Source organism: Kineococcus radiotolerans SRS30216 = ATCC BAA-149, assembly GCF_000017305.1.
GTDB classification, from domain to species: Bacteria; Actinomycetota; Actinomycetes; order Actinomycetales; family Kineococcaceae; genus Kineococcus; species Kineococcus radiotolerans.
Window position 1 is genome coordinate 185,151 of record NC_009664.2, and the last position, 24,729, is coordinate 209,879.

Annotated in this window: 28 protein-coding genes and 1 riboswitch; of the genes, 20 read left to right on the forward strand and 8 right to left on the reverse strand. The window is 75.7% G+C overall.

Going from position 1 to position 24,729, the window contains the following annotated elements:
* Positions 1-7: 7 nt before the first annotated feature.
* The 3 genes from KRAD_RS00875 (at position 8) to KRAD_RS00885 (ending at position 3,022) form a co-directional block, all read left to right on the forward strand.
* Positions 8-613 carry a winged helix-turn-helix domain-containing protein gene (locus tag KRAD_RS00875; RefSeq protein ID WP_011981336.1) on the forward strand — a complete coding sequence of 202 codons (606 nt, stop codon included), beginning with the start codon at positions 8-10 and terminating at the stop codon, positions 611-613.
* A gap of 7 nt (positions 614-620) precedes the next feature.
* Positions 621-1,907, forward strand: coding sequence for an MFS transporter (locus KRAD_RS00880; RefSeq protein WP_011981337.1), 1,287 nt, complete (start codon positions 621-623; stop codon positions 1,905-1,907).
* A 68-nt stretch (positions 1,908-1,975) separates the two neighbouring features.
* Positions 1,976-3,022: a hypothetical protein gene (locus KRAD_RS00885; protein WP_011981338.1), complete on the forward strand. Its 1,047-nt coding sequence runs from the start codon at positions 1,976-1,978 to the stop codon at positions 3,020-3,022.
* 38 nt (positions 3,023-3,060) lie between these two features.
* Here the strand turns inward: KRAD_RS00885 and KRAD_RS00890 are convergent, their stop codons facing one another.
* Positions 3,061-3,729 carry a TetR/AcrR family transcriptional regulator gene (locus KRAD_RS00890; protein WP_162145129.1) on the reverse strand — a complete coding sequence of 223 codons (669 nt, stop codon included), beginning with the start codon at positions 3,727-3,729 and terminating at the stop codon, positions 3,061-3,063.
* 139 nt (positions 3,730-3,868) lie between these two features.
* Here KRAD_RS00890 and KRAD_RS00895 point away from each other — a divergent pair, with 139 nt between their 5' ends.
* From KRAD_RS00895 to KRAD_RS00910, 4 genes are all read left to right on the forward strand, one after another.
* Positions 3,869-4,576 carry an SDR family oxidoreductase gene (locus KRAD_RS00895; protein ID WP_203417468.1) on the forward strand — a complete coding sequence of 236 codons (708 nt, stop codon included), beginning with the start codon at positions 3,869-3,871 and terminating at the stop codon, positions 4,574-4,576.
* A gap of 141 nt (positions 4,577-4,717) precedes the next feature.
* Positions 4,718-5,260: a hypothetical protein gene (locus tag KRAD_RS00900; protein WP_011981341.1), complete on the forward strand. Its 543-nt coding sequence runs from the start codon at positions 4,718-4,720 to the stop codon at positions 5,258-5,260.
* Between the two features lie 236 nt (positions 5,261-5,496).
* A complete protein-coding gene (locus KRAD_RS00905; RefSeq protein ID WP_041291818.1) occupies positions 5,497-5,760 on the forward strand; it encodes a helix-turn-helix transcriptional regulator in 264 nt (87 codons plus the stop codon).
* Positions 5,757-6,281, forward strand: a complete 525-nt coding sequence (locus KRAD_RS00910; RefSeq protein ID WP_011981343.1) for a hypothetical protein — start codon at positions 5,757-5,759, stop codon at positions 6,279-6,281. The genes KRAD_RS00905 and KRAD_RS00910 overlap by 4 nt, the downstream gene beginning before the upstream one ends.
* A 31-nt stretch (positions 6,282-6,312) precedes the next feature.
* On the opposite strand, the gene KRAD_RS00915 is transcribed toward KRAD_RS00910, so the two are convergent.
* The 6 genes from KRAD_RS00915 to KRAD_RS00940 all read right to left on the reverse strand — a co-directional run bounded on the left by KRAD_RS00915 (position 6,313) and on the right by KRAD_RS00940 (position 10,115).
* Positions 6,313-7,050 carry a type 1 glutamine amidotransferase domain-containing protein gene (locus KRAD_RS00915; RefSeq protein WP_011981344.1) on the reverse strand — a complete coding sequence of 246 codons (738 nt, stop codon included), beginning with the start codon at positions 7,048-7,050 and terminating at the stop codon, positions 6,313-6,315.
* Between the two features lie 181 nt (positions 7,051-7,231).
* Positions 7,232-7,618 carry an ATP-binding protein gene (locus KRAD_RS00920; protein ID WP_238985689.1) on the reverse strand — a complete coding sequence of 129 codons (387 nt, stop codon included), beginning with the start codon at positions 7,616-7,618 and terminating at the stop codon, positions 7,232-7,234.
* Positions 7,619-7,875: 257 nt separating this feature from the next.
* Positions 7,876-8,415, reverse strand: coding sequence for a GNAT family N-acetyltransferase (locus tag KRAD_RS00925; RefSeq protein ID WP_083781938.1), 540 nt, complete (start codon positions 8,413-8,415; stop codon positions 7,876-7,878).
* A gap of 109 nt (positions 8,416-8,524) precedes the next feature.
* Positions 8,525-9,040: a GNAT family N-acetyltransferase gene (locus tag KRAD_RS00930; protein WP_041291819.1), complete on the reverse strand. Its 516-nt coding sequence runs from the start codon at positions 9,038-9,040 to the stop codon at positions 8,525-8,527.
* A gap of 60 nt (positions 9,041-9,100) precedes the next feature.
* Positions 9,101-9,421, reverse strand: coding sequence for a hypothetical protein (locus KRAD_RS00935; protein ID WP_011981348.1), 321 nt, complete (start codon positions 9,419-9,421; stop codon positions 9,101-9,103).
* 28 nt (positions 9,422-9,449) lie between these two features.
* Positions 9,450-10,115 (reverse strand): dihydrofolate reductase family protein, encoded by a 666-nt coding sequence (locus KRAD_RS00940; RefSeq protein ID WP_011981349.1) that lies wholly within the window; start codon positions 10,113-10,115, stop codon positions 9,450-9,452.
* Between the two features lie 320 nt (positions 10,116-10,435).
* On the opposite strand from KRAD_RS00940, the gene KRAD_RS00945 reads away from it, so the two are divergent.
* Positions 10,436-10,789, forward strand: a complete 354-nt coding sequence (locus KRAD_RS00945; protein ID WP_157873421.1) for a hypothetical protein — start codon at positions 10,436-10,438, stop codon at positions 10,787-10,789.
* Positions 10,790-11,032: 243 nt separating this feature from the next.
* A complete protein-coding gene (locus KRAD_RS00950; RefSeq protein WP_011981351.1) occupies positions 11,033-13,825 on the forward strand; it encodes a SpoIIE family protein phosphatase in 2,793 nt (930 codons plus the stop codon).
* Between the two features lie 64 nt (positions 13,826-13,889).
* Here KRAD_RS00950 and KRAD_RS00955 read toward each other — a convergent pair whose 3' ends face one another.
* Positions 13,890-14,723, reverse strand: a complete 834-nt coding sequence (locus KRAD_RS00955; protein ID WP_041291821.1) for a helix-turn-helix transcriptional regulator — start codon at positions 14,721-14,723, stop codon at positions 13,890-13,892.
* 101 nt (positions 14,724-14,824) lie between these two features.
* On the opposite strand from KRAD_RS00955, the gene KRAD_RS00960 reads away from it, so the two are divergent.
* The 11 genes from KRAD_RS00960 (at position 14,825) to KRAD_RS01010 (ending at position 24,682) form a co-directional block, all read left to right on the forward strand.
* The gene (locus KRAD_RS00960) at positions 14,825-15,652 is read left to right on the forward strand and encodes an SDR family NAD(P)-dependent oxidoreductase (RefSeq protein ID WP_011981353.1); all 828 of its coding nucleotides are present in this window, start codon (positions 14,825-14,827) and stop codon (positions 15,650-15,652) included.
* A 190-nt stretch (positions 15,653-15,842) separates the two neighbouring features.
* A complete protein-coding gene (locus KRAD_RS00965) occupies positions 15,843-17,699 on the forward strand; it encodes a putative bifunctional diguanylate cyclase/phosphodiesterase (protein ID WP_041291822.1) in 1,857 nt (618 codons plus the stop codon).
* 162 nt (positions 17,700-17,861) lie between these two features.
* On the forward strand, positions 17,862-18,092 hold the full coding sequence (locus KRAD_RS00970; RefSeq protein ID WP_011981355.1) for a hypothetical protein: 231 nt from the start codon (positions 17,862-17,864) through the stop codon (positions 18,090-18,092).
* A gap of 612 nt (positions 18,093-18,704) precedes the next feature.
* Complete coding sequence (locus KRAD_RS00975; protein WP_041291823.1) at positions 18,705-19,148, forward strand: hypothetical protein; 444 nt, start codon at positions 18,705-18,707, stop codon at positions 19,146-19,148.
* Between the two features lie 240 nt (positions 19,149-19,388).
* Positions 19,389-19,598, forward strand: coding sequence for a hypothetical protein (locus tag KRAD_RS00980; RefSeq protein ID WP_157873423.1), 210 nt, complete (start codon positions 19,389-19,391; stop codon positions 19,596-19,598).
* Between the two features lie 193 nt (positions 19,599-19,791).
* Entirely contained in the window at positions 19,792-20,652 is an 861-nt protein-coding gene (locus tag KRAD_RS00985) for a MerR family transcriptional regulator (RefSeq protein ID WP_011981358.1), read from the forward strand.
* A 139-nt stretch (positions 20,653-20,791) separates the two neighbouring features.
* Positions 20,792-21,613, forward strand: coding sequence for an ABC transporter ATP-binding protein (locus KRAD_RS00990; protein WP_011981359.1), 822 nt, complete (start codon positions 20,792-20,794; stop codon positions 21,611-21,613).
* Positions 21,613-22,419, forward strand: a complete 807-nt coding sequence (locus tag KRAD_RS00995) for an ABC transporter permease (RefSeq protein ID WP_011981360.1) — start codon at positions 21,613-21,615, stop codon at positions 22,417-22,419. Before KRAD_RS00990 ends, KRAD_RS00995 begins: the two co-directional genes overlap by 1 nt.
* A gap of 54 nt (positions 22,420-22,473) precedes the next feature.
* A complete protein-coding gene (locus KRAD_RS01000) occupies positions 22,474-23,268 on the forward strand; it encodes a MerR family transcriptional regulator (RefSeq protein WP_011981361.1) in 795 nt (264 codons plus the stop codon).
* Between the two features lie 40 nt (positions 23,269-23,308).
* Entirely contained in the window at positions 23,309-24,229 is a 921-nt protein-coding gene (locus tag KRAD_RS01005) for a dihydrodipicolinate synthase family protein (RefSeq protein WP_011981362.1), read from the forward strand.
* Between the two features lie 64 nt (positions 24,230-24,293).
* Positions 24,294-24,358, forward strand: a riboswitch (guanidine-III (ykkC-III) riboswitch).
* Positions 24,359-24,367: 9 nt separating this feature from the next.
* Positions 24,368-24,682, forward strand: a complete 315-nt coding sequence (locus KRAD_RS01010) for a DMT family transporter (RefSeq protein WP_011981363.1) — start codon at positions 24,368-24,370, stop codon at positions 24,680-24,682.
* The last annotated feature ends 47 nt before the right edge of the window (positions 24,683-24,729 follow it).

A 24,729-nucleotide genomic window follows, 5' to 3' on the forward strand; every position in this document is an offset into this window, starting at 1 on the left:
TCGCGGCGTGACCGAGAAGGCCGTGCGCCTCACCGACCCCGCCGCCCTGCGGGCCCTGGCCCACCCGACCCGCATCGCCCTGCTGGGCGAGCTGCGCGGCACTGGCCCCTCCACCGTGGGCCGCCTCTCGGTGGCCCTCGACGAGGCGGCGGGCTCGATCAGCTACCACCTGCGACGCCTCGCGGCCGTCGGCCTCGTCGCCGAAGCACCGGAACTGGCCGTGAACCGCCGCGAACGCTGGTGGCGCGCCGAGCACCAGCTGACCACCGTCCTGCCCGCCGAGGACCGCACCGACCCCGAACGCGCCGCCGCGGGCACGGCCCTGCGCCGCGAGATCGCCCGCGGTCTCGCGGCCCTGCAGGAGGCCTACCTCGACGCCGAGGCGAACCTGCCCCCGGAGTGGATTGCCGCCGCCACCCAGGGAGACCGCCTGCTGCACCTGACGGTGGCTGAGCTGAGCGAGCTGAGCGCGGAACTGGACGAGCTGGCCGACCGCTGGCAGGACCGCTCGGACCGAGGACGGCCCGGCACCGAGCAGGTCGCGCTCCTGACCGCCGCCTTCCGCCGCCCCGGCCGCAGCACCCCTTCAGCTCCCGCGGCCGGTCCCCGGTGAGGTTCCCGTGAACCCCCGCACCCGCCTGTGGAGCGTCCTGGTCGCGCACACCACCAGCACCGCCGGCAACGCCGCCACCGCCATCGCCCTGCCGCTGTTCGTGCTGGACACCACCGGTTCCACCACCCTGACCGGGGTCGTCGGCGCCGCAGCCGTCGCCCCCGTCGTCGTCGGCGGCGTCTTCGGCGGCGTCCTGGTCGACCGCTTCGGCTACCGGCGGACCAGCGTCGTCTCCGACGCCGTCGGCGCCGTCACCATCGCCACCGTCCCCCTCCTGCACGTCACGACCGGCCTGCCGTTCTGGGCCCTCCTCGCCCTCGTCGTCGCCACCGGTCTGCTCGACACCCCCGGGCAGGCGGCCCGGCACGCGCTGCTGCCGGAACTCGCCGCCGAGGCCGGGGTCCCCCTGGAACGGGCCACCGGCTGGATGGACGCCGCGGAACGCGCCGCCCGCCTCGTCGGGGCGCCCGCCGCCGGCGCCCTGGTCTCCCTGCTCGGCGCCCCCCTCGTCCTGGCCATGGACGCGCTCACGTTCGTGCTGGCCGCCGTCCTGATCGCCGCCGCGGTCCCCGCGGCGTGGCCGGCGACCGGGCCGGCGGACGGAACCGCCGGCGGGGAGGTGGCTGCGCAGGTCGGGACCGCACCCCTGGGCGGGGCGCGCGGGTACCTGCGCGAACTGCGGGTGGGCCTGACCTTCGTCCGCGGCGACCGGTTGCTGCTGGCCGTCATCGCGATGGTGGCCGTCACCAACGCCTTCGACGCGGCCTACTCCAGCGTCGTGCTGCCGGTCTACGCCACCGAGCGGTTGGACGGCGGCGTCGACCTCGGTCTCCTCGTCGGTGCGTTCGGGGCCGGGGCCGTCGCGGGCGCGTTCGCCTTCGGCGCGGTGGGCGGGCGCTGGTCCCGGCGGCGGATCTTCACCGTGGCGTTCCTGCTCGCCGGCGGACCCCGCTTCGCCCTGCTGGCGCTGGACCCGGGGCTGCCCGTGCTGCTGGCCGGGGTCGTGCTCAGCGGTGTCGCGGCCGGGGCCCTGAACCCGATCCTGAGTGCCGTGGAACTCGAACGGGTCCCTCCCGGCGCTCGCGCCCGCGTCGCCGGAGTGGTGGGCGCCGGGGCCTGGGCCGCGATGCCCGTCGGCATCCTGGGCGCGGGACTGTGGCTGGAGAGCGGCTCCCTGACCACCCTGCTCCTCGTCCTGGCGCTCTCCTACCTGCTGATCACCCTCACCCCCGCGCTCTTCCCGGTGTGGCGTGAACTCGACCGGCGTCCGCAGGCGCCTCCCACCCGCCCCTGAACGACCCGCCAACTGCCGACGCCCTCCAGGACCTGCCACCGGCCCCGTCCTCGTGCCAGGCTGCACCCGTGGTCATCCGCGACGGGTCGCGCTACTCCCACGCCATGCCCACCCGGCCCCGGCACCGGCTGCTGGGCCTCTCGCCGTCGTTCACCGGTGCGCGGGGGCTGTCGATGTGGAACCCCCCCGACGGACCGATCACCACCGTCACCCTCAGCCACGGCGAACGCGACCTCCGCACCGGTGCCGGCGTCAGCGTCGTCTCCGCGGCACCGTCAGCCCTCCGAACCCGGGGCGGCGTGGCGGAGCCGGACCTGGACGACGTGGTCCACACCGCGCTGGTCGCGCTCCCCGGCCTCACCGGCGAGGACCTGGACAGCGCCGTCGCCGCGCTGGAGGACGAGCAGGACGACCCTGACCCGCACGGTCCGGCGCTCTGGAGCACGGTGCCGATCCCCGTCGACGGCGTCCCCCGGCCGTTCCGGATCCACCGCCCCGTCCACCGCGACCCCGGTCGCGGCGGCGAGGGGCTGTGGGTCGCGGTCGCCGCGCTGCCCGACGTCGCCGTCGGCCTCGTCGCCTCCGCCACCGACCCCGCCCGGGTCGAGCTGGTCACCCTCGATCCCGACCTGCCCGGCTACGAAGCCGCCCCCGTGCTGCACCCGCGGGTGGGCGACCTCGCCGACACCCGGGCCCGCCTCCTCGTCGAGGGCGTGGAACCGGTCCTGATGCGGTACTGGGCCCCCGACGCTCTCGCCGCCGGCGCGGACACCCCGTCCCTGCACGTCGCCGCGACCACCGACCTGCGCGAACCCGCCGCGCTGCGGCGTTCCTTCGACTCCGCCCTCGACGAGCTCGGAGCCCCCCGGCTCGACGGGACCGCGGCCCGCTGGCAGTACGTGCGCTACGCGGCCCGCTCGGCGGTGGAGGGCGACCTGCAGGCGACCGAGGCCGCGCGCCGCATCGCGTCCCGCGCGGCCGGAGGTCTCGGCTTCCCCGCGCGGCTGCAGCCGTTCGTGGACGCGGTGCGCGACACCGTCCACCCCGGTCGTGACCCGGAGGAGGTCGAGGCGGCCTGCCTGCGCCTGGCCCGGAACCTCCTCGCCACGACCTGAGCGAGCCCCGCGCGGTGCCCCGGTCGCCGCCGCGCTGCTCACGACCCGGCCCCCGGGATCCGCGCGCACGCCGGCAGCAGCACGTCGTCGATGACGGTCTCGAAGTAGCCGCGCTCCGGTGGCGCGTCGGCGAACAGCAGCCGGTGGGTGGCCAGGGCGGGGACGATCTCGGCCAGGGTCCCGACGTCGGCGTCCGGTGCGACCTGCCCGCGCTGCGCGCCGCGACGCAGCACACCCCGGTAGGCCTCGGTGTAGGGCTCGACGACCTCGTGCTGCAGGGCCTGGGCCAGTCGCGGTGAGTGCAGGGCCGCCGACGTCAGCCCCTTCAGACCCCGCAGGCGGCTGGCCGCCCCGCCGAGCCAGGCCGAGTCGACCAGGGCGAGCAGGTCCGAGCGGAGGTCCCCGGTGTCCGGCAGCGTCCTGGCCTCCGGTGGGGGGCCGACGTGGGCGATGACCGCCAGGACGAGGGCCTCCTTGGTCGGCCACCGACGGTGCAGGGTCGCCTTCCCGGCGCCGGCCCGGGCGGCCACCGCGCTCAGGGTCATGTCCTCGTACCCGGTCTCGGCCAGCACGTCGTAGGCCGCGCCCAGGATGGCGGCGTCGCGCGAGGGGTCGCGCGGGCGTCCGCGGCCGCGGGGTCCGGCGGTGGCGATCGGGTCGGGAACCGGGGTGGAGCGATCGGCGTCCCCGGCGGGCGGTGTGCTCACCCGCGGAAGGTACGGGAAGGCCCCGCGGAGCCGCACCCGTCATACGGAACCGACCGTCTCCGTTATTGTGGGCGGCGCCCCACCCGGAACAGCGCTCGAGCAGCAGGAGGACCCCGTGCAGGTCGATGGAGCAGTAGTCGTGATCACCGGTGCCTCCTCGGGCATCGGCGCCGCCACGGCCCGCGCCGCAGCGGGGGCCGGGGCACGGGTCGCCCTCCTCGCCCGACGTCGAGACCGCATCGACGCACTGGCCCAGGAGCTGGGCTCGGTGGGCGGTGAGGCCCTGGCCGTCCGGTGCGACGTCACCGACCAGGCCCAGGTCCACGCCGCGCTGCAGCAGGTGGTGAGCACGTTCGGGCGGATCGACGTCGTCGTCAACAACGCCGGGCAAGGCCTGCAGGCCACGGTCGAGCAGGTCGACCTCGCCGACGCCCGCGCGGTCTTCGAGCTCAACGTGCTGGCTCCCCTGGCGGTGATGCAGGCGGCGGCACCCCTGCTGCGCGCCACCGGCGGGGGGAGCATCGTCAACATCAGCTCCGGCACGACGCTGGCCGCCGCCCCGGGAACGGGCTCCTACGCCGCCTCGAAGGCGGCGCTGGAGAAGCTGTCCGCGATCGCCCGGGCCGAACTCGCCCCGGACGCCATCACCGTCTCGTGCGTGCTGCCGTTCGCCACCGCCACCGAGTTCATGACCTCCATCCGCGCCGGGCGGGAGGCTGCCGAGGAGATGACCGCCGGAGCGCAGTTCGATCCTCCGGAGCGGGTGGCCGAAGCCGTCCTCGACATCGTGCGGAGCGGCGCCGAGCAGGTCGACCTGGTGCCGCGCGCCTACGGCGGCAGCGCCTGAGCGGATCCGCCGACGCGGGGACCTCACGGGCCTCCCCGGGCACGCGCGGTCGTGACGATGTCCGGGTGCGGGTCGAGCACGAGGACCACCGGCCCGTGCCCGCCCCTGCCGGACTGTCGCCTCGGCGCGGTAGGAACAGCCATGGGCTACCGCAGCATCTCCACCTCCGCGGCCGACGACGGCCGAGCGCGCACCGGGTCCGGAGCGGAACCCGCACCCCCCGTCGACGGAGGCAGGACGAACGCGACCCCGCACCTCCAGGACCGGCGCCCACCCCGCTGGCTCGTCCAGCACCTCGCCAACCCCCTGGTGCGGCGCCTGGCCCCGACCCGGTGGGGCTCACGGCTCCCGGTAGCGGTGCTGACGGTCACCGGCCGCCGCACCGGCCGGCGCTTCGAGGTCCCCGTCGGCGTGCACGAGGTCGCCGGGCGACGCCTGGTCTTCACCGACGCACCGTGGCGGCTGAACTTCCGCGGCGGCGCCGCCGCGGAACTCCTCAGCGCGGGGCGGCTGAGCGCGGTGCACGTGCGGCTGGTGGAGGACCCCGCCGAGGTGGGCGCCCTCTTCCGCGCCGCCTTCGCGGCGGGCACCACCCCGGCGCAGATCGCCCTGGCCATCCCCGCCGGCCACGACCCGAGCGACGAGGAGCTCGCCGCCCAGCGCCACGTCCTGGTCCTGAGCTGAACCGCGCTCCGGCGACGACGCACGGCCGTCCCGCACGGCGTCCGGTCGGGCCGGTCCCCAGCGCGGCGTCCGCGGCAGGGAGATCCTCCCCACCGCCGGGCCGGAACCGCAGGTACTCGTCGCGAGCGCGGGTGACGAGCCTGCCGACGTCGTCCAGCCGGGCCGGCGGTTGGCCCTCCTCACCGGTGACGTCTGGTTCCCTTGACATCGTGTCCGGTAGCCTTGACACTCCCCTGGTGGGCAGATCCTCGGCGCAAGGGCGCAGCAACCGCGTCCGCACCACCCGCACCGCTCTGGGGATGACGCAGGCCGAACTCGCCGACGCGGTCGAGGTCACGCGCCAGACCGTGGTCGCCGTCGAAGCCGGCAACTACGCCCCCTCGGTGTACCTCGCCCTCGCCATCGCCCACCGGCTCGGACGCAGCGTCGAGGAACTCTTCGGCCCGGCCGGCGCACCCAGCCGCCCCGACAGCCACCCCGCCACGGAGGTCCGGACGTGAACCAGCACGACGAAGCACTCGAGCAGGACCACGAGCCGCCGCGCGAGCAGGACGGCCCGTTCATGCGCCTGGCCGAAGGCATCGGCGACCTCGCCAGCCCCTTCTACCGCGAGGAACGCCAGCGCGACGTGTGGAACGAGGCCTCGGCCGTCGGCCTGCAGGTCGCGCTGTGGCTGGGCACCGCAGCCGCCACCGCCATGGTCTGGATCGGCGGCCGCACGGCCCTGCCCTACGCCCTGACCACCTTCACAGTGACCGGCATCGCCTCGTGGTTCGCCCTGGCGTACGCCACCCGCCTGGGGGTCCGCGCCGACGACCCCCGCTGGTTCCAGGCACGGCGCCTGGTGCCGTACGCGGTGCTCGTGCTCGCCTTCCTGGCCGGCGTCGTGCACGCCGCTCCGACGGGCGCCGTCGGTTCCGGCTTCGCCGTCGGGGCAACCGGCGGCGGTGCGGTGGCCGTGGTCTGCGCGGTGATCGGCACGGTGCGCGCACGTCGACGCTCGATGCGCACCACGGACTGACGACCTCGGCCGGAGGCCGGCGAACCAGCGGTCACCGAGGTCCGCGTCGTCGCGGCGCCGAGTCGCGCCAGGCTCGCCCGCCGGCGAGGGCCAGGCCGACGCCGACCACGGCGGCGAGGGACGGTTTCGGCGACCAGCGCAACGCGGCGAAGGCCACGCCGGGAGGGGCGTCACGCTGCGGGTCGGACCCCGAACCCCGGACCGGCGTCGCCGGAGCGGGCGTCGTCCCGGCGAAGGCCTCGAGCATCGCGGGGACGAACGCCGCCAGGTCCTGCGGCCCCCTGCTGGTGGTGAGGTTCCCGTCCCGGACGACCTCCTGGTCCAGCCACGTCGCGCCGGCGTTCACCACGTCGTCCCGGATGCCGGGCCAGGAGGTGAGGGTCCGCCCCTCCAGGAGCCCCGCTGACGCGAGCACCCACGGGCCGTGGCAGAGGGTGACGACGGGCCGGTTCCCCGCCGCGAAACCGCGGACGAACTCGCGGGCGGCGGCGGACTGGCGCAGCAGGTCGGGGTTGATGAACCCGCCGGGGAGCAGCAGCCCGTCGTACTCGCCGGGATCGGCCTCGCCGACGGTCGTGTCCACGCCGATCCGTCGGGCCGGCAGGTGCAGGTTCATGCCCCGGATGCGTCCGCGTCGCAGGGACACCACGTCGACCGTCGCGCCGGCTCGCTTCAAGGCCCGCAGCGGCACGAACAGCTCCGCCGCCTCGAAACCGTCCGCCGCCACGACGGCGATCCTGCGGCCCCTGAGGGGGCGCCTGCTGGGCATGCCGTTCTCCCTTGCCTGGAGGCAGCGCGGACTCGATGCCCACACCGTCGACGGCACCACGACCGGTGCCGTGCGCCGTCGGCACCAGGCTGCGGGGACGAACGGCCCGGCGCAACAGGTGCGACCGCTGATCACGACGGCGTCCGCGGTGCCCCTCGCGGAGGAGGTGCCGGAACCCCCCTCACACGGTCAGGCGGCACCACACCGTCTTGCCCGGCGCGACCGCAGGGGTTGCCCCGTCCTGACGCCCGTCGGGACGAGGATCGAACTCGACCCCCCACTCGGCGCTGAGCGAATCCACGAGGTGCACCCCCCGTCCCCCCTCCGCGCGCGCCTGGACCCGCCGGAGGATCGGGAAGTCCCGGCTGCCGTCGCTGACCGCGACCAGGACGCCCTCCGCCCCGACGCAGTCGACCGCCAGGGTGACGGGCGCCCCGCCATAGCGCACGGCGTTGGACACCAGTTCCGAGACCAGCAGGCGAGCCCGGTCCAGGCTCGCGCTGGAGCACGCGTCGCACCAGTGCTCCTCCAGGAACCGCCGCGCCATGCCAGCCGCCGCCGGCTCCACGGGCAGGACGATCCGCGACGACGCGGTGACCGGACAGCCGTGAACGAGGCTGAGGTGGCGCCGGCGGCGGGCGCTGCGACGACCTGTGGAGAACTGCGGGCTGGTGATGATGGACCTTCAGCTCGATGCGGTCCCCGCCTGCGGAAGGCGCGGCTGTCTCCTCAGCGGAGCTGAGCGAGGCGATCGACGGGTCCGGGCCGGTGCCACCGGCTCCACCATCCCCCATCGGCGTGGACCCCGCCCGTCGACCACGACCGTCAGTCCGCTGGGCACCCTGCGCGAGCCGTCGGGTGCCCACCGGACCCGGGGACGAACACCATCAGCCGGGTCTCGTGCCCCTCGTCGACGCCGCGTTCCCCGGTCGGCGCGAAACCGGCCCGCCGCCAGGCCCGCACCGCGCGGACGTTGTCCACCGCCGGGTCGACCGTCAGGTCCCGCCACCCGCGGGCGGTGAGGTCCTCGGCCAGCGCCCGGGCCGCGGCCGGCCCCACCCCTGCGCCCTGCTCGTCGGCGGCGATGAACATGTCCAGACCGCACCCGTCGTCCTGCCACGCCTGGATGAGCCCGACCGGTCGCCCGGCCGTCTCGACGACGTAGACGGCCACCTCCGGCAGGCGGTCCCCGGTGTACTTCTCCACCACCTCCTCCAGCGGGACCGGCGCACCGCCCCACCACCGGTGCACCTCCTCCCGACCCAACCAGGCGGCGATGGTCTCGGCGTCGCTGCGGTGCGAGCGCCGCAGGCGCAGGCGCAGCGGGGCCTCCACGACCAACTCCGACGGACAGCTCCAGGTCATGGCCCGACGCTAGGACACCACGGGCGGCTCCACGGGCGACTCCGCGGTCGTCCCGCGATCCGAACGGGGACCGGTGGGCGGCCGGTCCGTCGGTCGCCGGACACCGCCCTCAGTCGACGGCCGCGAACAGCAGGCTGTCCTCACGCCGTCCGCGGACGAGCAGGTGGGAGCGCAGCAACCCCTCCCGCTGCATCCCGATCTTCTCCAGCACCCGCTGCGAGGCGACGTTGCCCGGCCGGCACGTCGCCTCCACCCGCACCAGACCCAGATCCGCACGCGCGAAGCGCAACACCCCCGCCGCCGCCTCGGTCGCGTAGCCCCGGCCCCAGTGCGCCCGGGCCACGACGCAACCCATCACCCCACGCCGGTGCTCGACGCTGGTCACCGTCACCGAGCACGCCCCCACCACGTTCCCCGCGACCGTCACCGCCCACGTCACCGGTTCGAGTTCCCCGGCAGCGGGGGCCGCGCACACGTCGTCGATGAAGGCCTGCGACTGAGCCGGGGTGTTCGGCCCCCAGTCGGTGTACCGGCACACCTCAGGATCACCGGCGTAGGCGTGCACCGCCTCGACGTCGGGGACGAAACCCCTCAGCAGCAGCCGCTCCGTCACCAGTTCCCGCACCCGTCCAGCGTAGGAGGGCGCCGCGGCCGGGCGCCCGGCCCTCCCGCGACCCGAGCGCGATCACGACGGCCACCGGATCCCTCGACGGCCGGCCGAGGGGTTCGCCCGGTGTCCCGCCCAGGTGCCGAGCTGCCCCAGCGGGCGGGCTCGTTCCCCGGCACCGACCGCGACAGCGGCCGAGGAGAACACCGGGAACGCCGCGCTGAACACCGGAGGGGGTTCACCGGCGTCGGCGCGGTGGAGACCGACGCTCCAGGACAGCGCCGACACCGCCGCCGACCCCCAGCGCGGTGCACACCGACCCCGCCACGGCCAGCGCCACCGCGACCAGGAGGTCGCCGCCACCGCGACGCCGTCCTGGTCGAGGGGGCCGCCGGCCATCACCGTCCCGACCGAGCGCGTTGCTCGGTCAGGACGTCATGTCCCCGGTGCCCGGGACGCCCCCACCCCGGGCGTAGCGCAGGTGCACCACGCCCCGGGGGCTGGCCACCGGCGGCTGCAGCAGCTCCAGGGTCGCCGGCACGGTTCCCCCCTCGAAGACCTTCTTGCCCGTGCCCAGCACCAACGGGTGCACCCACAGGTCCAGCCGGTCGAACGAACCCTCCCGCAGCAACGTCTGCACCAGGTTCAGGCTGCCCACGACCTTGACGTCCTCGTGCCGGTCCCGCAGGCCGGCGACGGCCGCCGCCAGCCCGGCCCGGCCGTTCGACGACACCCCACCGCCGGAGGACGCGCCACCGTCGGTGCGCAGGTGCACCGAACCGGCCCACGACAGGTCGGGCCGTCCGCGCGAGACCACGTACTTCGGCACCCGGTTGAAGAGCGAGGCGATGTCGTCGTCGCGGCCACCTCCCCGGTGCGGCCAGTGGGCGGCGAAGATCTCGTAGGTGCGCCGGCCCAGGAGCAGCGCGTCCGTACCGCGGTAGGCCTCGGCGACCTGCTGACCGCACACGTCGTCGAGCAGCGGCGCCTGCCAACCGCCGAAGTCGAAACCGACGGGATCCTCCTGCGGCCCGCCGGGGGCCTGCCCGACCAGGTCGAGGGTGGTGAAGGTCAGGATGTGGATGCGGCCCACGGGGTGCTCCTGGGGGTAGGTCCGACCGGAGTGCGTCGCCGGGATGACCCGGGAGAGGCGCAGAACTCATCGCCCCGCGAGGGTGGGCGGCCGCCGGCCGGTGTCAGCGATCCGCCGGCGGGAAGCGCACGGGGCCCGGCGGCGCAGCAGTCGGTGGACGGACGTCTCGCGGCGGGTCTGCCGAGACGCGTGCGCCCAGCAGGAGGACCCGCCGGTGGAACGGATCGCCTCCTGGCTGTGCTGTCCATGGAGAGCCCCGTGGCACGTGCGGCGGCGGAGGTGGGGTGGCGCCTGCCCCCGGCTGGGGCACAGTGGGCACCATGACGTCGCGCGAGGTACCGGCCGACGTCGCGCTCGAGGTGGCGGCGTTCGTGCGGGCGCGCGCCCACGACCCCCTGCCGGCGCGCGCCGGCGCCGAGGACGTCGACCGGCAGCGGGTGGAGCGCGAGCTGGTGCGCAACCACCGGGAGGCGCTGGACGAGGGCCGGGCGATGACGGCGGACAACCTGGCCTACACCCTGCTGACGGCCGCAGCCCGTCACCGCGCGCACCGCGACTACCGGGCGGGGTGGGAGGCGTGGACCCCGTTCGGGGACCTGAGCCCGGGCAGCGACGTCGACGGGCCCGCGGCCGCCTCGCCGCACGACGAGGGCACCGAGCCGTCGGGGACGTGACCCGCGGGGCCGCGACGCGACCACGGTGCCCGCGACGGCGGGCCGGTGGGACGGCGGGCAGGTGGGACGGCGGGCAGGTCGCCCGTCGCCCCGTCCACGACCCCGGGTGGTGCGGCTGCCCGGCCCCGGTTCACGATCGGCCTGCGCACCGACACCCGCGAGGGAGGGGATCAGCGATGATGGGGCGCCCACCCGGACAGCTGGCACGACGCCAGAGGATCACCTGGCGTCAGGAGAGACCGCGTGCCTGAGGATCCCGACCCGCCCGTCGCCCCCGTGGCCCGGGTGGCGGCCCGCGTGGCGGCCCAGGCCCTGCTGGCCGACGAGGCCCGCGTCGCCGCGGCCCGCCGGCTGCAACCGGCCGCGACCACCGCGACGGGCCGCGCCCGAGGCGCGGGGCAGAGCGCGTGGCCGGCGCTGGACCGCCTGGCGGGGCTGGCCGCGCGCCTGCTCGGGACCCCCGCCGCCCAGGTCTCCCTGCTCAGCGACGTCCAGACCGTTCCCGCCGCCGCCGGCCTGGACCCGCAGGCCCACGCGGGGGCCGGCCCGCTGGCGGACTCCCTGTGCACGGTCACCGCCGCCGGCGGGGGGCCCCTGGTCGTGTCGGACGCCGCCACCGACGAGCGGGTCGCCGGGTTGCCGCCGGTGACCTCCGGGGCGGTCGGGGCGTACCTGGGGGTGCCGCTGACCGGCCAGGACGGGCACGTGGTGGGCGCGCTGTGCGTCTTCGACCCCGCCCCGCGCACCTGGAACGCCACCGACGTCGCCCTGCTGAGCGACCTGGCCACCGCCGTGGCCAGCGAGCTGGAGCTGTCCGCGCTGAGCGTGGACTACGAGGCCGCCCGTCAGCGCTGGCAGCTGTCGATCACCGCCGCCGGCATCGGCAGCTTCGACTGGGACCTGCTCACCGGTGAGCTGGTCTGGGACGAGCGGCTGATCGAGCTGTTCGGCTACGGCGGTGACGTCGACGGGTCCGACGGGCCCGTGGTGTTCGACCGCTCCATCGAGGCGTTCAACGCCCGGCTACACCCCGAGGACGTGCCCCGGGTCAGCCAGGCGCTGACCGAGTGCATCAGCACCTGCGGGGACTTCGAGGCGGAGTACCGGGTGGTGCGCCCCGACGGGTCCACCCGCTGGGTCCAGGCCCGCGGCACCGCCCTGGCCGGCGAGGACGGCACCGCGGTGCGCCTGCTCGGCGCCGCCTACGACACCACCGCCCAGCGCGAGGCGGACGTGCGCATCGCGCGGGTGCTGGAGTCGATGTCCAGCGCCTTCTACTCCCTGGACGTCGACTGGCGCTTCACCTACGTCAACGCCGAGGCCGAGCGGCTGCTCCAGCGCCCGCGGGAGGAGCTGCTGGGGGGCGACATCTGGGACCTGTTCCCCGGCGCGGTCGGTGCCGCCTTCGACACCGAGTACCACCGCGCGGTCGAGACCGGCCAGGCGGTGACCTTCGAGGCGTACTACCCGCCTCCGCTGGACGGCTGGTACGAGATCCGGGCCTGGCCGGGCCCGGACGGGCTGTCGGTGTACTTCGTCGACGTCACCGCCCGCAAGCACGCCCAGCAGGCCGCGGAGACCGCCCGGCAGGCGGCGGAGAACGCCAACGCCCGCCTGGCCCTGCTGGCCACGACCTCGCGGCAGATGGCCGAGACGCTGGAGGCGGAGGCGGCGGTGACCGCCCTGGCGCAGCTGGTGGTGCCCGCGCTGGGTGACTGGTGCCTGGTCAGCGTCCTGGACGACGAGACCAGCGCCGGCCCCCCGACCAGTGCCCGTGCCACCGCGCGCCGCGAGCGGCGGCGACGCGACCAGCCGCGGGGTCAGCGGCGGGGACTGCGCGACGCCGGCAGCTGGCACCGCGACGCCCGGGCCCGTGACCTGGTGCGCCGCTACGCCGAACGCCGCCTGGTCGAGCTGGACGACTCCGCCTTCCTCTGGCGGGCGTTGCGCGAGGAGCAGCCGGTGTTCATCGACGACGCCACCGCCGCCCTGACCGCCCTGCTGGACCCGGCGGGAGAGGGCCGGGCCCTGCTGGCGCAGCTCGCTCCCGCGGCGGGGGTGATCTTCCCCCTCCGTGGACGGGGACGCACCGTGGGACTGCTGTCGCTGTTCATCGACGCCGGCCGGGAACGCTGGAGCGAGGAGGAGCTGGCCACCATCGCCGAGGTCGCCGACCGCGCCGGTCTGGCCCTGGACTCCGCCCGGTTGTACCGCCAGCAGCGCGACCTGGCCGCCGCCTTCCAGCGCTCCCTGCTGACCGCCCCGCCCGAACCGGACCACGGGCAGATCGTCGTGCGCTACACCCCCGCGGCCGAGGCCGCCCAGGTGGGCGGGGACTGGTACGACGCGTTCATGCAACCCGACGGCGCCACCGTGCTGGTCATCGGCGACGTCATCGGCCACGACACCGAGGCCGCCGCGGCCATGAGCCAGGTCCGCACCATCGTGCGCACCCTGGGCGCCCTCGGCGAGGAGTCCCCCGCGAGCATCCTGGCCGGCACCGACCGGGCCATGGCCAACCTGCAGCTCACCACCACCGCCACCGCCATCGCCGCGCGCCTCGAGCAGGACCTCGACGAGCGCGAGCGGGGCGTGACGCGGCTGCGCTGGTCCAACGCCGGGCACCCGCCGGCGATGGTCGTCAACCCCGACGGCACCGTCACCCCGCTGCTGGGCCTGCACCCGGACCTGCTGCTGGGAGTCGTCCCCGGTACCGGACGCCGGGACACCGAGGTCGTCCTCGGCCGCGGGGCGACGGTGCTCCTCTACACCGACGGCCTGGTGGAGCGCCGGGACCAGCCGCTGCAGGAGGGGCTGGAGAAGCTGCAGGCGGTGCTGGAGGACCTGGCCGCGCAGGACGGCGACCTGGACGGCCTGGTGGACCAGGTGCTGGCCCGGATGCTGCCGCCGGACCCCGAGGACGACGTGGCCGTCATCGCCGTGCGCCTGCACCGCCAGGACCGGGCCCGCCCCGCCGAGGCCGGTCCCGGGAGGGTTCCGCCGCACGTGCCCCCGGAACCCGAACCGCCGCGCTGACCGCCCCTCCCGCCGAGCCGCTGCACCGGTCCCCGTCCCGGCCGCCCGGGAACGTCCGGACGGGTCAGCTGCTGAACTGGTTCCCCACCACCGCCAGCAGTTCCAGCCGCTCGGCGTCGGGCGTGCCCGGGGTCGCGGTGAACACCAGCAGGCGCAACCCGCGGTCCTCGGTGTGCAGCACCTGGCAGTCGAGGTCCACCGCCCCCAGCTCGGGGTGGACGAGCGTCTTGCGCTGCCCGGTGTGGGTGGCGACCTCGTGGCGCGCCCAGACCTCGGCGAACTCCGCGCTCTCCGCCAGCAACCGCTCGACGAGGGCCTGCGCCCCCGGCACGCCGCGGCTGGTGGCCGCGCGCAGGTCCGCCGCCCACGCCCGGCTCTGCGCGGCGTGCTCGGCCTCGGCCCGCAGCGCGCGCTCGCGGGGATCCGCCGTGAACCAGCGGTGGAAGGCGCTGCGCGCCGGGCCCTCGTAGGCGGTCTGGTCCCCGAGCAGCGCCACGGCGAGCCGGTTCTGCAGGACGGTCACCCCGAGGTCGGTGACGACCTGAGCGGGGGTGTCGAAGAGGCGGTCGAGCACCCGCACCACGCCCGGCGGGACGTGCTCGGAGCGCCGGGCCCGGCTGGGGGTGCCGTGCCCGGCGATCCGGAAGAGGTGGTCGCGCTCGTCCAGGCTCAGGCGCAGCCCGCGGGCCAGGGCGGTGAGCACCTGTTCGGAGGGCTGCGGTCCCCGCTGCTGCTCCAGGCGCGCGTAGTAGTCCGCCGACATCCCGGTCAGCGCGGCGACCTCCTCCCGGCGCAACCCCGCCGTGCGCCGGCGCACCCCGGGCGGCAGCCCGACGTCGTCGGGGCGAAGGGCCTCCCGGCGGCGGCGGAGGAAGTCGGCGAGCGAGGCGCGGTCCACGCCGCCATCGTGCGGCACGAGCGCCACCCCATCCAGGGATCCCCGGTCCCTGGACGAGCGCTCCCCTCCCGCCCGCGCGCCGGGCGACGCACGCTCGGGCCATGACCGAGAACACCTCGCCCACCCCCCCGACCACCACCCGGGTCGCCCCCGCCCCGGGCACCACCGGGACGACCCGCAGGGTCGCCCTGGTCACCGGCGCCAGCCGCGGCCTGGGCCGCAGCACCGCCCTCCACCTGGCCCGCGCCGGGGTCGACGTGGTCGGGACCTACCTCGACGCCCGCGACGCCGCCGACTCGTTCGTCGAGCAGGCCCGCGCCGCAGGCAGCCGGGCCGTGGCGCTGCGCCTCGACGTGGCGGACTCCTCCTCGTTCCCGGCCTTCGCCGCGCAGTTGCCGCACGTGCTGCGCGAGCGGTTCGGGCGCGACACGATCGACGCCCTCGTGAACAACGCCGGCACCGCGCTGCACGAACCGTTCGCCACGACGAGCGAGGAGCAGTTCACCCGGATCGTCGACGTGCACCTCAAGGCACCGTTCTTCCTCACCCAGGCCCTGCTGCCGGTGATCGCCGACGGCGCCCGCATCGTCAACGTCTCCACCGGCCTGGTCCGCATCACCATGCCCGGCTCCGCCGCCTACGCCGCGGCCAAGGGCGCGGTCGAGGTCCTCACCCGCTACCAGGCGCAGGAACTCGGCGCCCGCGGCATCCGCGTCAACGTCGTCGCCCCCGGGGCGGTGGCCACCGACTTCTCCGGCGGCGTGGTCCGCGACGACCCGCAGGTCGCGGAGATGGTGCGCAGCGTGACCGCGCTGGGCCGCCTCGCCGGGCCCGACGACATCGGCGCGGCGATCGCCCTGCTCCTCGCCGACGGTTTCGGCTGGGCCAGCGGAGCCACCATCGAGCTCACCGGCGGCCAGCGCCTCTGACCCGGAACCCCGGGTGGGCGACGGGCGGACCACCACCGCTGGACCCGCGTCCCGGTCGCCCCGCGGTCGCGGCCGGCGCACCGGCTGAGAGGGTGGGGGGACTGCAACAGACGGGTGATCGTTGGTGACCGGGGATGAACATCAGGCGGACGCGCTCACTCCTGCCCACACCGCACCCGATTCGGCGATCATGACGATCACCGACGCGGTCCGCCTCTCCGCCGTCCCCACCGGGGAGAGCACCACGCTGTGGGACCTCGCCGAACCGGCCTGGGTGCTGGACGCGACCACGGCGTGCGCGGACCTCGACCGGCGGCTGCGCTCGGCACCGGCGCACCGGTGCAGCAGCGTCGTCGTCCTCGACCACCGCGGCGGGCGCGTCGGCTCGATCCAGCGCCAGCGCTTCGAGCACGCCCTGGGCGGACCCTTCGGTTTCGGGCGGGCCCTGCTGGCCCGGCGCTCGCTGGCCGAGGTCACCGACTTCGACGCCCGGGTGCTGCCCGCCGAGGCCGGGGTGGGCGAGGGCCTCGCCGTCGTCTTCGAGCGCCCCGCCCACCGCCGCACCGACGACCTCGTCCTGCGCCGCGAGGCCACCGACCCCGCCGGGGCGGACGCGGGGAGGACGGGGGACGGGACGCGGTGGCGGGTGCTGCCCGTGGCGGTCCTCATGGAGGCCGCGGCCGGGCGGATGGCCTGGCACGCCAGCCGCGACCCCCTCACGGGGCTGTTCAACCGCGGTGCGTTCTTCGCGCAGCTGCAGCGGATGATCGACACCGTCCCGGGCGACCTCGAGAGCCGCGGCCCGGGGACGGGCCCGGCGCAGGTGCGGGTGGGGGTCGTCTTCGTCGACCTGGACCGCCTGAAGACCGTCAACGACACCCTCGGCCACGACGCCGGCGACGCCCTCATCCGCTCGGTGGCCGCCAGGCTGCGCACCGCCGCCCGCCCCCGCGACGTGGTGGCCCGCCTGGGCGGGGACGAGTTCGCCGTGGCGTGCCTCGTCCACGCCCGCGACGAGCAGGAGGCCACCCGCACCCTGCACGCCATCGCCACCCGCCACCTGCACGCCGTCCGCACCCCCGACGCCCGGCTGGACCCCTCCGCGCGCAGCAGCGCCAGCGTCGGGGCGGCCCTCTCCGTCCCCCTGCCGCAGCCCGTGGGCGCGGACACCCTGCTGCGGGAGGCGGACACGGCCATGTACGCGGCCAAGCAGGCCGGGGGCGACCGCGTCAGCACGACCGGCACCGTCGGCGACGACGGGGGAGCCACCGCGGAACGGGTCGCGCCGTCCCTGCAACGGGCGCTGGACCGCGACGAGCTCGTCCTGCACTACCAACCCATCGTCGACGCCCGCACCCGCCACGTGCTCTCCGTGGAGGCCCTCGTGCGCTGGCAGCACCCCGACCGGGGGCTCCTGGGCGCCGCGGAGGTGCTGGACCGGGCCCACGCCGAACGCCTCGAAGTCGCCCTCGACCGCTGGGTCCTGCGGACCGCGCTGGCGCAGCTGCGCACGTGGGAGACCACCCGGCGCGCCGACGGGAACCGGGCGCCGTCGCTGATCAACGTCAACGTCTCCCCCGCCTCCCTCTCCCGCCCCGACCTGGCCGAGAGCGTGCTGGGGGCCGTCCGCGACGGCGCAGCCCGCCCCGAGCAGCTGCGCCTGGAACTCCCCGAGACCGCGTCGCTGTCGACGATGGAGGTCGCCGGCCCGCAACTGCGGCGGCTCGCCGGAGCCGGTGTCGCCCTCGTGTTCGACGACATGGGCGCCGGGGCCTCCAGCCTGCGCAACCTGTCCACCATCCCGGTGGCGGGCATGAAGATCGACCGTTCCTTCGTCGCCGGGATGCTTACCCGCCAGGGAGACCGGGCCGTGGTGGAGATGCTGACCAACCTCGCCGTCGGTCTCGGCCTGCGCATCACCGCCGAAGGCGTGGAGGACGCCGCCCAGGAGCAGGAACTGCGCCGGCTGGGGGTGACGGCCTTGCAGGGGTACCACATCGCCCACCCCCGGGCGGCGGACGACCTGCCGTGGGCCGCCGACCGGTGAGGCCGCGGTCCACGTCCGCCCCGGCCGTCCGCACCGACCCGGGGCGCGGGCCGCGCGCCGGGAGCTCCCGCGCCCGCCCTGCGTCGCAGCCCGACCCGGTGGCGCGACCCTGTGGGGTGGGAGAGGCTGAACCCACCGAACCGACGACGGAGGACGTGTGCGATGAGCGACGCCGACGAGACCCGCGACGCGAGCGACGTGGACGACGTGCCCGCGGGTGACCTGGGCGCCGGCGGACCCGCGGAGGAGACCGGCGAGGGCGGGAACGCGCAGCCCCCCGGCTACGCCGACGAGGTGGACCCCAGCCAGGGACCGCTGGCGGCCCGCCCGAACGGTCACCTCGGGGACCTGGACGACCCCGGGGCCGACCCCGTTCCCCGGGGCGACGCCTGACGTCCGGCACGGCCGCCGCCCCGGCCGGGTGAGTTCCCCCGGCGTCCCGAGTTCCGACGCCGCCCTCTGAACGAGGTGCCGGTCCTCGTGTCGGACCTGTGCCCTGCCCGCCGCGGTCGCCGCCGGCGCGGGAGTGGACGGTGTTCTGAGAACACACCGGAGACCGTGGGCAACCCGAGGTCGCGGGGTCGGGCCGGCGCGGTGGACGATGGCTGGACAACCTGCGACGCAGGCTTTCCGGAGCCACCGGTTCGATGCGGGCAGCGGTTCCGGAGGAACCCGCACCCCTCCCGCCGTCGGGTGGTCCAACGGCACGGTGGTTCTCCTCCCGTTCCCGACGAGCGGGGACTCGGCGCCTCCCGGTGCGCCGCGGACCGCGGCGCGGGTGTCGACCCCGAGGCGGGGATCGGGTTCGCCGGGGTTTCTCCCGCGGACGCCACCCGGGGCCGCGCGGCCGGCCGACCCTTCCCGGCCCCCGACGTCAGCCGGCAGGCGGATCCGGGGCACCGTCGTCCTCCCGGGGGTGGAGCCCGCGGATGCGGCAGCGGGGGGATGCGGGTGGCGGTTCCCGCGCCGGACAGTGAGGTCAGTCCCGCGACCCCCGGAGGAACCGTGAAGAAGTCCACTGCGCGCCTGGCCACCGCCCTGACGGCGGGAGCGGCCGGTGTCGCCGGTCTGGCGCTGGCCACCGGCTCCGTGCCGGGTGTCGAGAGGCTCGGTCCCCGGCTCGCCCAGGCCCAGGGGCACGTCGACCGCGACGTCCACGACCGGCCCGCGGAGGTGCCGGCGGCGGACCTGCCGGACTGGGCGCGGGCGGGCACGAGCACGGTCACCGTGGTGCGTGAGGCCGACGGGGCCGACGGAGCCGGCGCCGCCGTGCGCGCCGACCTCGCCGTCCCCGCCGGTTTCGTCCTGCCGGACTCGTGCACGGACGTCGAGCACGTCGGGATACCGTTCGACGGCGGCGACGACTGGCCCGACAGCCGGGGCCCGGGCGAGCGGTGCGGCCCGTGGAGCGTCGTGGTGGCGCAGGGGCACCTGTACGTCTGGCGCTGACACCGGGGGACCCCCGGACCCGTGCGTCGGAACGCCGGCGGGGAGGACGGGACCCGCCACGACGGCCCGCGCGCCTCCCACCACCCGGCCTCGGGAACCCGGGCGCCTCCGCCCGGTCACGTCCTCGTCCGACGAGGTGCCCCGTTCCCCTGCCGGAGCCGCGGGACGTCTGTCACGCTGCGAGCAGCGTCTCCCTCGGCGCTGCTGGAGGCAGCCGGGAGGCGGATGGAGGTGGTCCGCGTGCTCCTCGTCGTGTTCCTGGTCATCGCCGGGTCGATCTGGCTGGTCGTCGCCCTGGACCGCCGCCCACGGCGCGGCCCCTCCCGCACGCAGCACCACCACCACGGCTCCGCCTGGGCCTCCGACGGCGGGAGCGGCGCCTCCGGTGGCGGCTGGGGCGGCGGCGACGGTGGCGGCTGCGGTGACGGCGGGGGCGGCGGCGGTTGTTGAGGCCCGCACCGCGGGACCGCTCACCCGCCGTGCTCGGCGGCGCCCGGGACGCGCGGCGCTGAGCACCACCGGAGCCGCGGGAGGTGAGGTCCCCACCGGCCTCGGGCCCGCCCACCCGACGCACCGCGATCCCCGTTCCGCGAACCCCGCCCCTTGACCCTCACACCGTGTCAGCCTCCACGGTGGAGGTGCCATGTTCAGCATCGGGGAGTTCGCCACCATCGCCCGGGTGTCGGTGCGCGTGCTGCGCCACTACGACGCCCTGGGTCTGCTGCCGCCCGCGGCCGTGGACCCGGCCACCGGCTACCGCTCGTACAGCGCCGCCCAGCTCGCCCGTCTCAACCGCGTCCTGGCCCTGAAGGACTTGGGGCTGACGCTCCAGCAGGTCCGGGCCGTCCTGGACGAGGAGGTCGGCGTGCAGGAGCTGCACGGGATGCTTCGGCTGCGCCGGGCGGAACTGACGGAGCAGGTCGCGGCCGACACCGCGCGACTGCGGGCGGTGGAGGTGAGGCTCCAGGTGATCGAGGAGGAGGGCACCATGGGAACCCAGGACGTCATCGTCAAGGACACCGATCCCGTGCGCGTCGCGGAACTGTCCGCGGTGGCCGCGAGCTTCGAACCGGACCACATCGGCCCCGTCATCCAGCCCCTGTACGGGGAGCTGTACCGCAGGCTCGCGCAGGCGGGCATCCAGTCCGCCGGACCGGGCGTCGCCTGGTACGAGCACGTCGACGGGGGCGACGGCGAGGAGGGTGAGGCCGTGCGCGTGCACGCCGGGGTCGTGGTCGCCGCGCAGGAGCAGGCCCGCGGCGGCGTGCAGGTCACCGACCGGCCCGGGGTGCGGGCCGCGACGATCGTCCACCACGGCCCGATGGACGGGGTGGACGCCACCTGGCAGGTCCTCGCGCGCTGGGTCGCCGACAGCGGTCACCGGCCGCTGGGTCTGGGCGGGGAGGTGTACCTGGACTACTGCCCCGAGGACCCCGCCGACGGGGTCACCGAACTGCAGATCCCCATCGCCCCGGCCGCCGGCGACCGGCAGGACAGGACCTAGCCGGAGGGCGGCCCCTCCCGGCGACGCACGCCGGATCGCCTGCGGCGGAGACGTCCCGGCGCCGGACGTCACGACGGGGCCCCAGCCCCGGCGGTGGAGGCTTGACCCTGACGCTGGGTCAGGCCTCCACGCTGACGCCATGACAGCAGCCATCAAGACCACCGGGCTCAGGAAGTCCTACGGCGAGCGCACGGTGCTCGACGGGTTCGACCTGACCGTGGCCCCCGGCACGATCTTCGCCTTGCTGGGTCCCAACGGGGCCGGCAAGACCACGGCGGTGCGGATCCTCTCGACCCTGCTCACCGCCGACGGCGGCACCGCCACCGTCGCCGGCTACGACGTCGCCACCCACCCCGCCCAGGTGCGCGCCCGCATCAGCCTCACCGGGCAGTTCGCCGCCGTCGACGACGTCCTCACCGGACGGGAGAACCTCGTCCTCGTCGCCGAACTGCGCGGCCTGCGGAAACCCGCCGCGATCGCCGACACCTCGCTCGCCCGCTTCGCGCTGACCGACGCGGCCCGGCGCAGGGTGGCGACCTACTCCGGCGGGATGCGCCGCCGCCTCGACATCGCGATGAGCCTGATCGGCGATCCTCCGGTCGTCTTCCTCGACGAGCCCACGACGGGGCTGGACCCGCAGGCGCGCCTCGAGGTCTGGCGCAGCGTCCGCGAGCTCGCCGGGCGCGGCACGACCGTGCTGCTGACCACGCAGCACCTCGAGGAGGCCGAGCAGCTGGCCGAGCGCCTGGCGATCCTGCACCGGGGCCGCACCGTCGCCGAGGGCACGCTGGACGAGCTGAAGCGGCTCGTGCCGCCGGCCGGGGAGCGCGCCGGGGAGCGACGGACCCTCGAGGACGTCTTCCTGGCCCTCGTCGGCCACGACGACCACGACAACCACGACAACCACGACGCCGACCAGGACGTCGACCACGACGCCGCGCACGGACGGGAGAACCGGTGATGACCACGACGACGACCACGGATCGGGCACCGCAGCCGGCGCTGAAGGACCCGCGCCTCCTGCGCGACACCACCGTCCTGCTCAAGCGCTGCCTGCGCCACGTCCTGCGCAGCCCGGACACCATCGTCACCACCGCGGTCACCCCGGTCGCGCTGCTGCTGCTGTTCGTGTACGTCTTCGGCGGCGCGATCGAGGCGGGGGACGGCCGCTACGTCGACTACCTGCTCCCCGGGGTCCTGCTCATCACCGTCGCCTCCGGTGTCGCCTACACCGCCTTCCGCCTCCACACCGACGTCGCCGGTGGGCTCTCCGAACGCTTCCGGTCCATGCCGATCGCGCGCTCGGCGCTGCTGTGGGCCCACGTCCTGACCTCGGTCGTCGCGAACCTGCTGTCCCTGGCCCTGGTCGTGCTCATCGCCGTCCTGATCGGTTTCCGCTCCAGCGCCGGGGTGCTGGCCTGGCTCGCCGTCGCGGGGATCCTGGTGCTGTTCGTCCTGGCGTTGACGTGGCTGGCGGTCGTCCCCGGGCTGCTGGCGAAGTCGGTGGACGGGGTGAGCGGCTTCTCCTACCCGCTGATCTTCCTGCCGTTCATCAGTTCGGCCTTCGTGCCCACCGACGGCATGCCCGGGCCCGTGCGGTGGTTCGCCCGGAACCAGCCGGTCACCCCCATCGTGGACACCCTGCGCGACCTGCTGGCCGGGCGCCCCGCCGGCGACGAGGGCTGGGTTGCGCTGGCGTGGTGCCTGGGGCTGCTGGTCGTGGCCCACGCGCTCGCGGTGCTCACCTACCGCCGCAGGATCGGGTGAACCGGTGGCCGCGGGGACGGTGCCGGACCCCGGGTGGACTCGTAGGGTTCCGGCATGCTGACCATCAGCCAGCTCGCCTCCTACGCCGGGGTGACGGTCCGCGCGGTCCGGCACTACCACGCCAAGGGCCTGCTGCCGGAGCCGGAGCGCGACCGTTCCGGCTACCGCCGCTACGACGCCGTAGCCGTGGTGGAACTCATCAGGATCCGCACCCTGGCCGAGGCCGGGGTACCGCTCTCCCGGGTGCAGGAACTGCTGGACGCGGGCCCGGAGGAGTTCTCCGCGGCCGTCGCCGACGTCGACGAACGCCTGCGCGCCGAGATCCGCGAACGCCGGCGCCACCGCGAGCGCATCGCCCAGCTCGCGGCCGGTGACAGCCTGGCGCTGCCGCCGGAGGCGGTGGCCTACCTGCAGCGCATGCGTGAGCTGGGTTTCCGCGAGCGGCTGATCGAGGTCGAGCGCGACAGCTGGATCCTCATCGCCGCCCGGATGCCGCACGAGGTGCCGGCGTTCATGGCGATCAAGCAGGCGCAGATCGAGCACGAGACGTTGCGCCGGCTGTACCTGGACATGGGCGACCTGGCCGACTGCTCGTCCGACGACCCGCGGTTGCCGGAACTGGCCGACCGGGTGACCGCCTTCATCGAGGCCGCGGCCGCCGCGTCGGCGGGGATGGAGGACCAGCCGATCAGCGACGACCTCGTCGAGCTGCTCGACGCCGCCTTCGTGCAGTCCTTCCCGTGCGCCCCGCGGTTGCTGACGCTGCTGGAGGAACGGGGCTGGACCGGCTGGACCGACGTCCGGCGCCTGGAACCCGCCGCCGCCCCGACCCGCTCCGTGGGAGGCTGACCGCCGGACCGACCGACCGCGCGGAGGGGAACCACCGGACGTGCCGACGACACCCACCCCCCGGCTCAGCGGGCTGAGCGCCTTCCCGCTCACCCCGCTGCACGACGACGTCCTGGACCGGGCCGCCCTCGCCGGTCTCGTCACCCGGCTGGTCACCGCCGGGGTCGACTCCCTCACCGTCCTGGGGTCGACCGGCTCCTACGCCTACCTCTCCCGGGAGGAACGGGCCGAGGTCGCCCGCACCGCCGTCGAGCACGCCGGGGACGTCCCCGTCCTGGTCGGGATCGGCGCGCTGCGCACCCGCGACGTCCGTGCCCTCGCCGAGGACGCGCAGGACGCCGGGGCGGCGGGGGTGCTGCTGGCTCCGCTGACCTACCAGCAGCACACCGAGGACGACGTGTTCGGCCTCTACCGCGACGTCACCGCCGACCTCGACGTCCCGCTGGTCGTCTACGACAACCCCGGCACCACGCGCTTCACGTTCACCGACGAGCTGTACCGGCGCATCGGTGCGCTGCCCCGGGTCGCCTCCCTCAAGATCCCGCCGCTGCCGGCGGACCCGGCCGCGGCCGCCGGCCGCGTGGCGCAGCTGCGCGCCCTGCTGCCCGAGCACGTGAGCATCGGCATCTCCGGCGACGCGGCCGCCGCGACCGGCCTGGCCGCCGGTTGCGACCTCTGGTACTCCGTGATCGCCGGCACCCTGCCCGAGCCCGCGCTGGCCCTCACCCGCGCCGTCCGAGCCGGGGACGCCGACGGGGCACGGGCGCAGTCCGAACGGCTGCGACCGCTGTGGGACCTGTTCGCCCGCCACGGGAGCCTGCGGGTGACGGCCGCCGTCGCCGAGCACCTCCGCCTCGCCCGGCGCTCCTGCCTGCCCCTGCCGATCCGGGGGCTGGACGAGGCCGCGCGCGCCGAGGTCGCCGACGTCGTGGACCGGTTGGCCCCGCACCCCGCGCCCTGACCGCCGCGGAGGACGCCGACGACGGTTCGCCTCGACCCCCCGGAGCCCGTGTGGGAAGCTCGGGAGCGAACCCGGCGCAGGGTTCCCGGACGAGGGTGCCGTACCCGGTGTGCGACAAGACGGCCTGCGGAGGTCGTCGTGTCGTGGTTCGTCCTGGTGGTCTCGGGCGTCCTGGAAGCGGTGTGGGCCACCGCCTTGAGCAGGACCGAGGGTTTCACCCGGCTCGGTCCTTCGCTGGTCTTCGCCCTCGCGCTGGTGGCGAGCATGCTCGGGCTGGCGTTCGCGATGCGCGACCTGCCGGTGGGCACCGCCTACGCGGTGTGGGTGGGGATCGGGGCGGTCCTCACCGTCGTCCACGCCATGGCGACGGGTGCGGAGCCCGCGTCGGCGCTGAGGATCCTCTTCCTCGCGATGATCGTCGGTGGCGTGGTCGGGCTCAAGTTCACCCACTGACCCCGGCTCGGGGACCGGCTGCGACCGGCAGCCCGGAACCCCCGTCC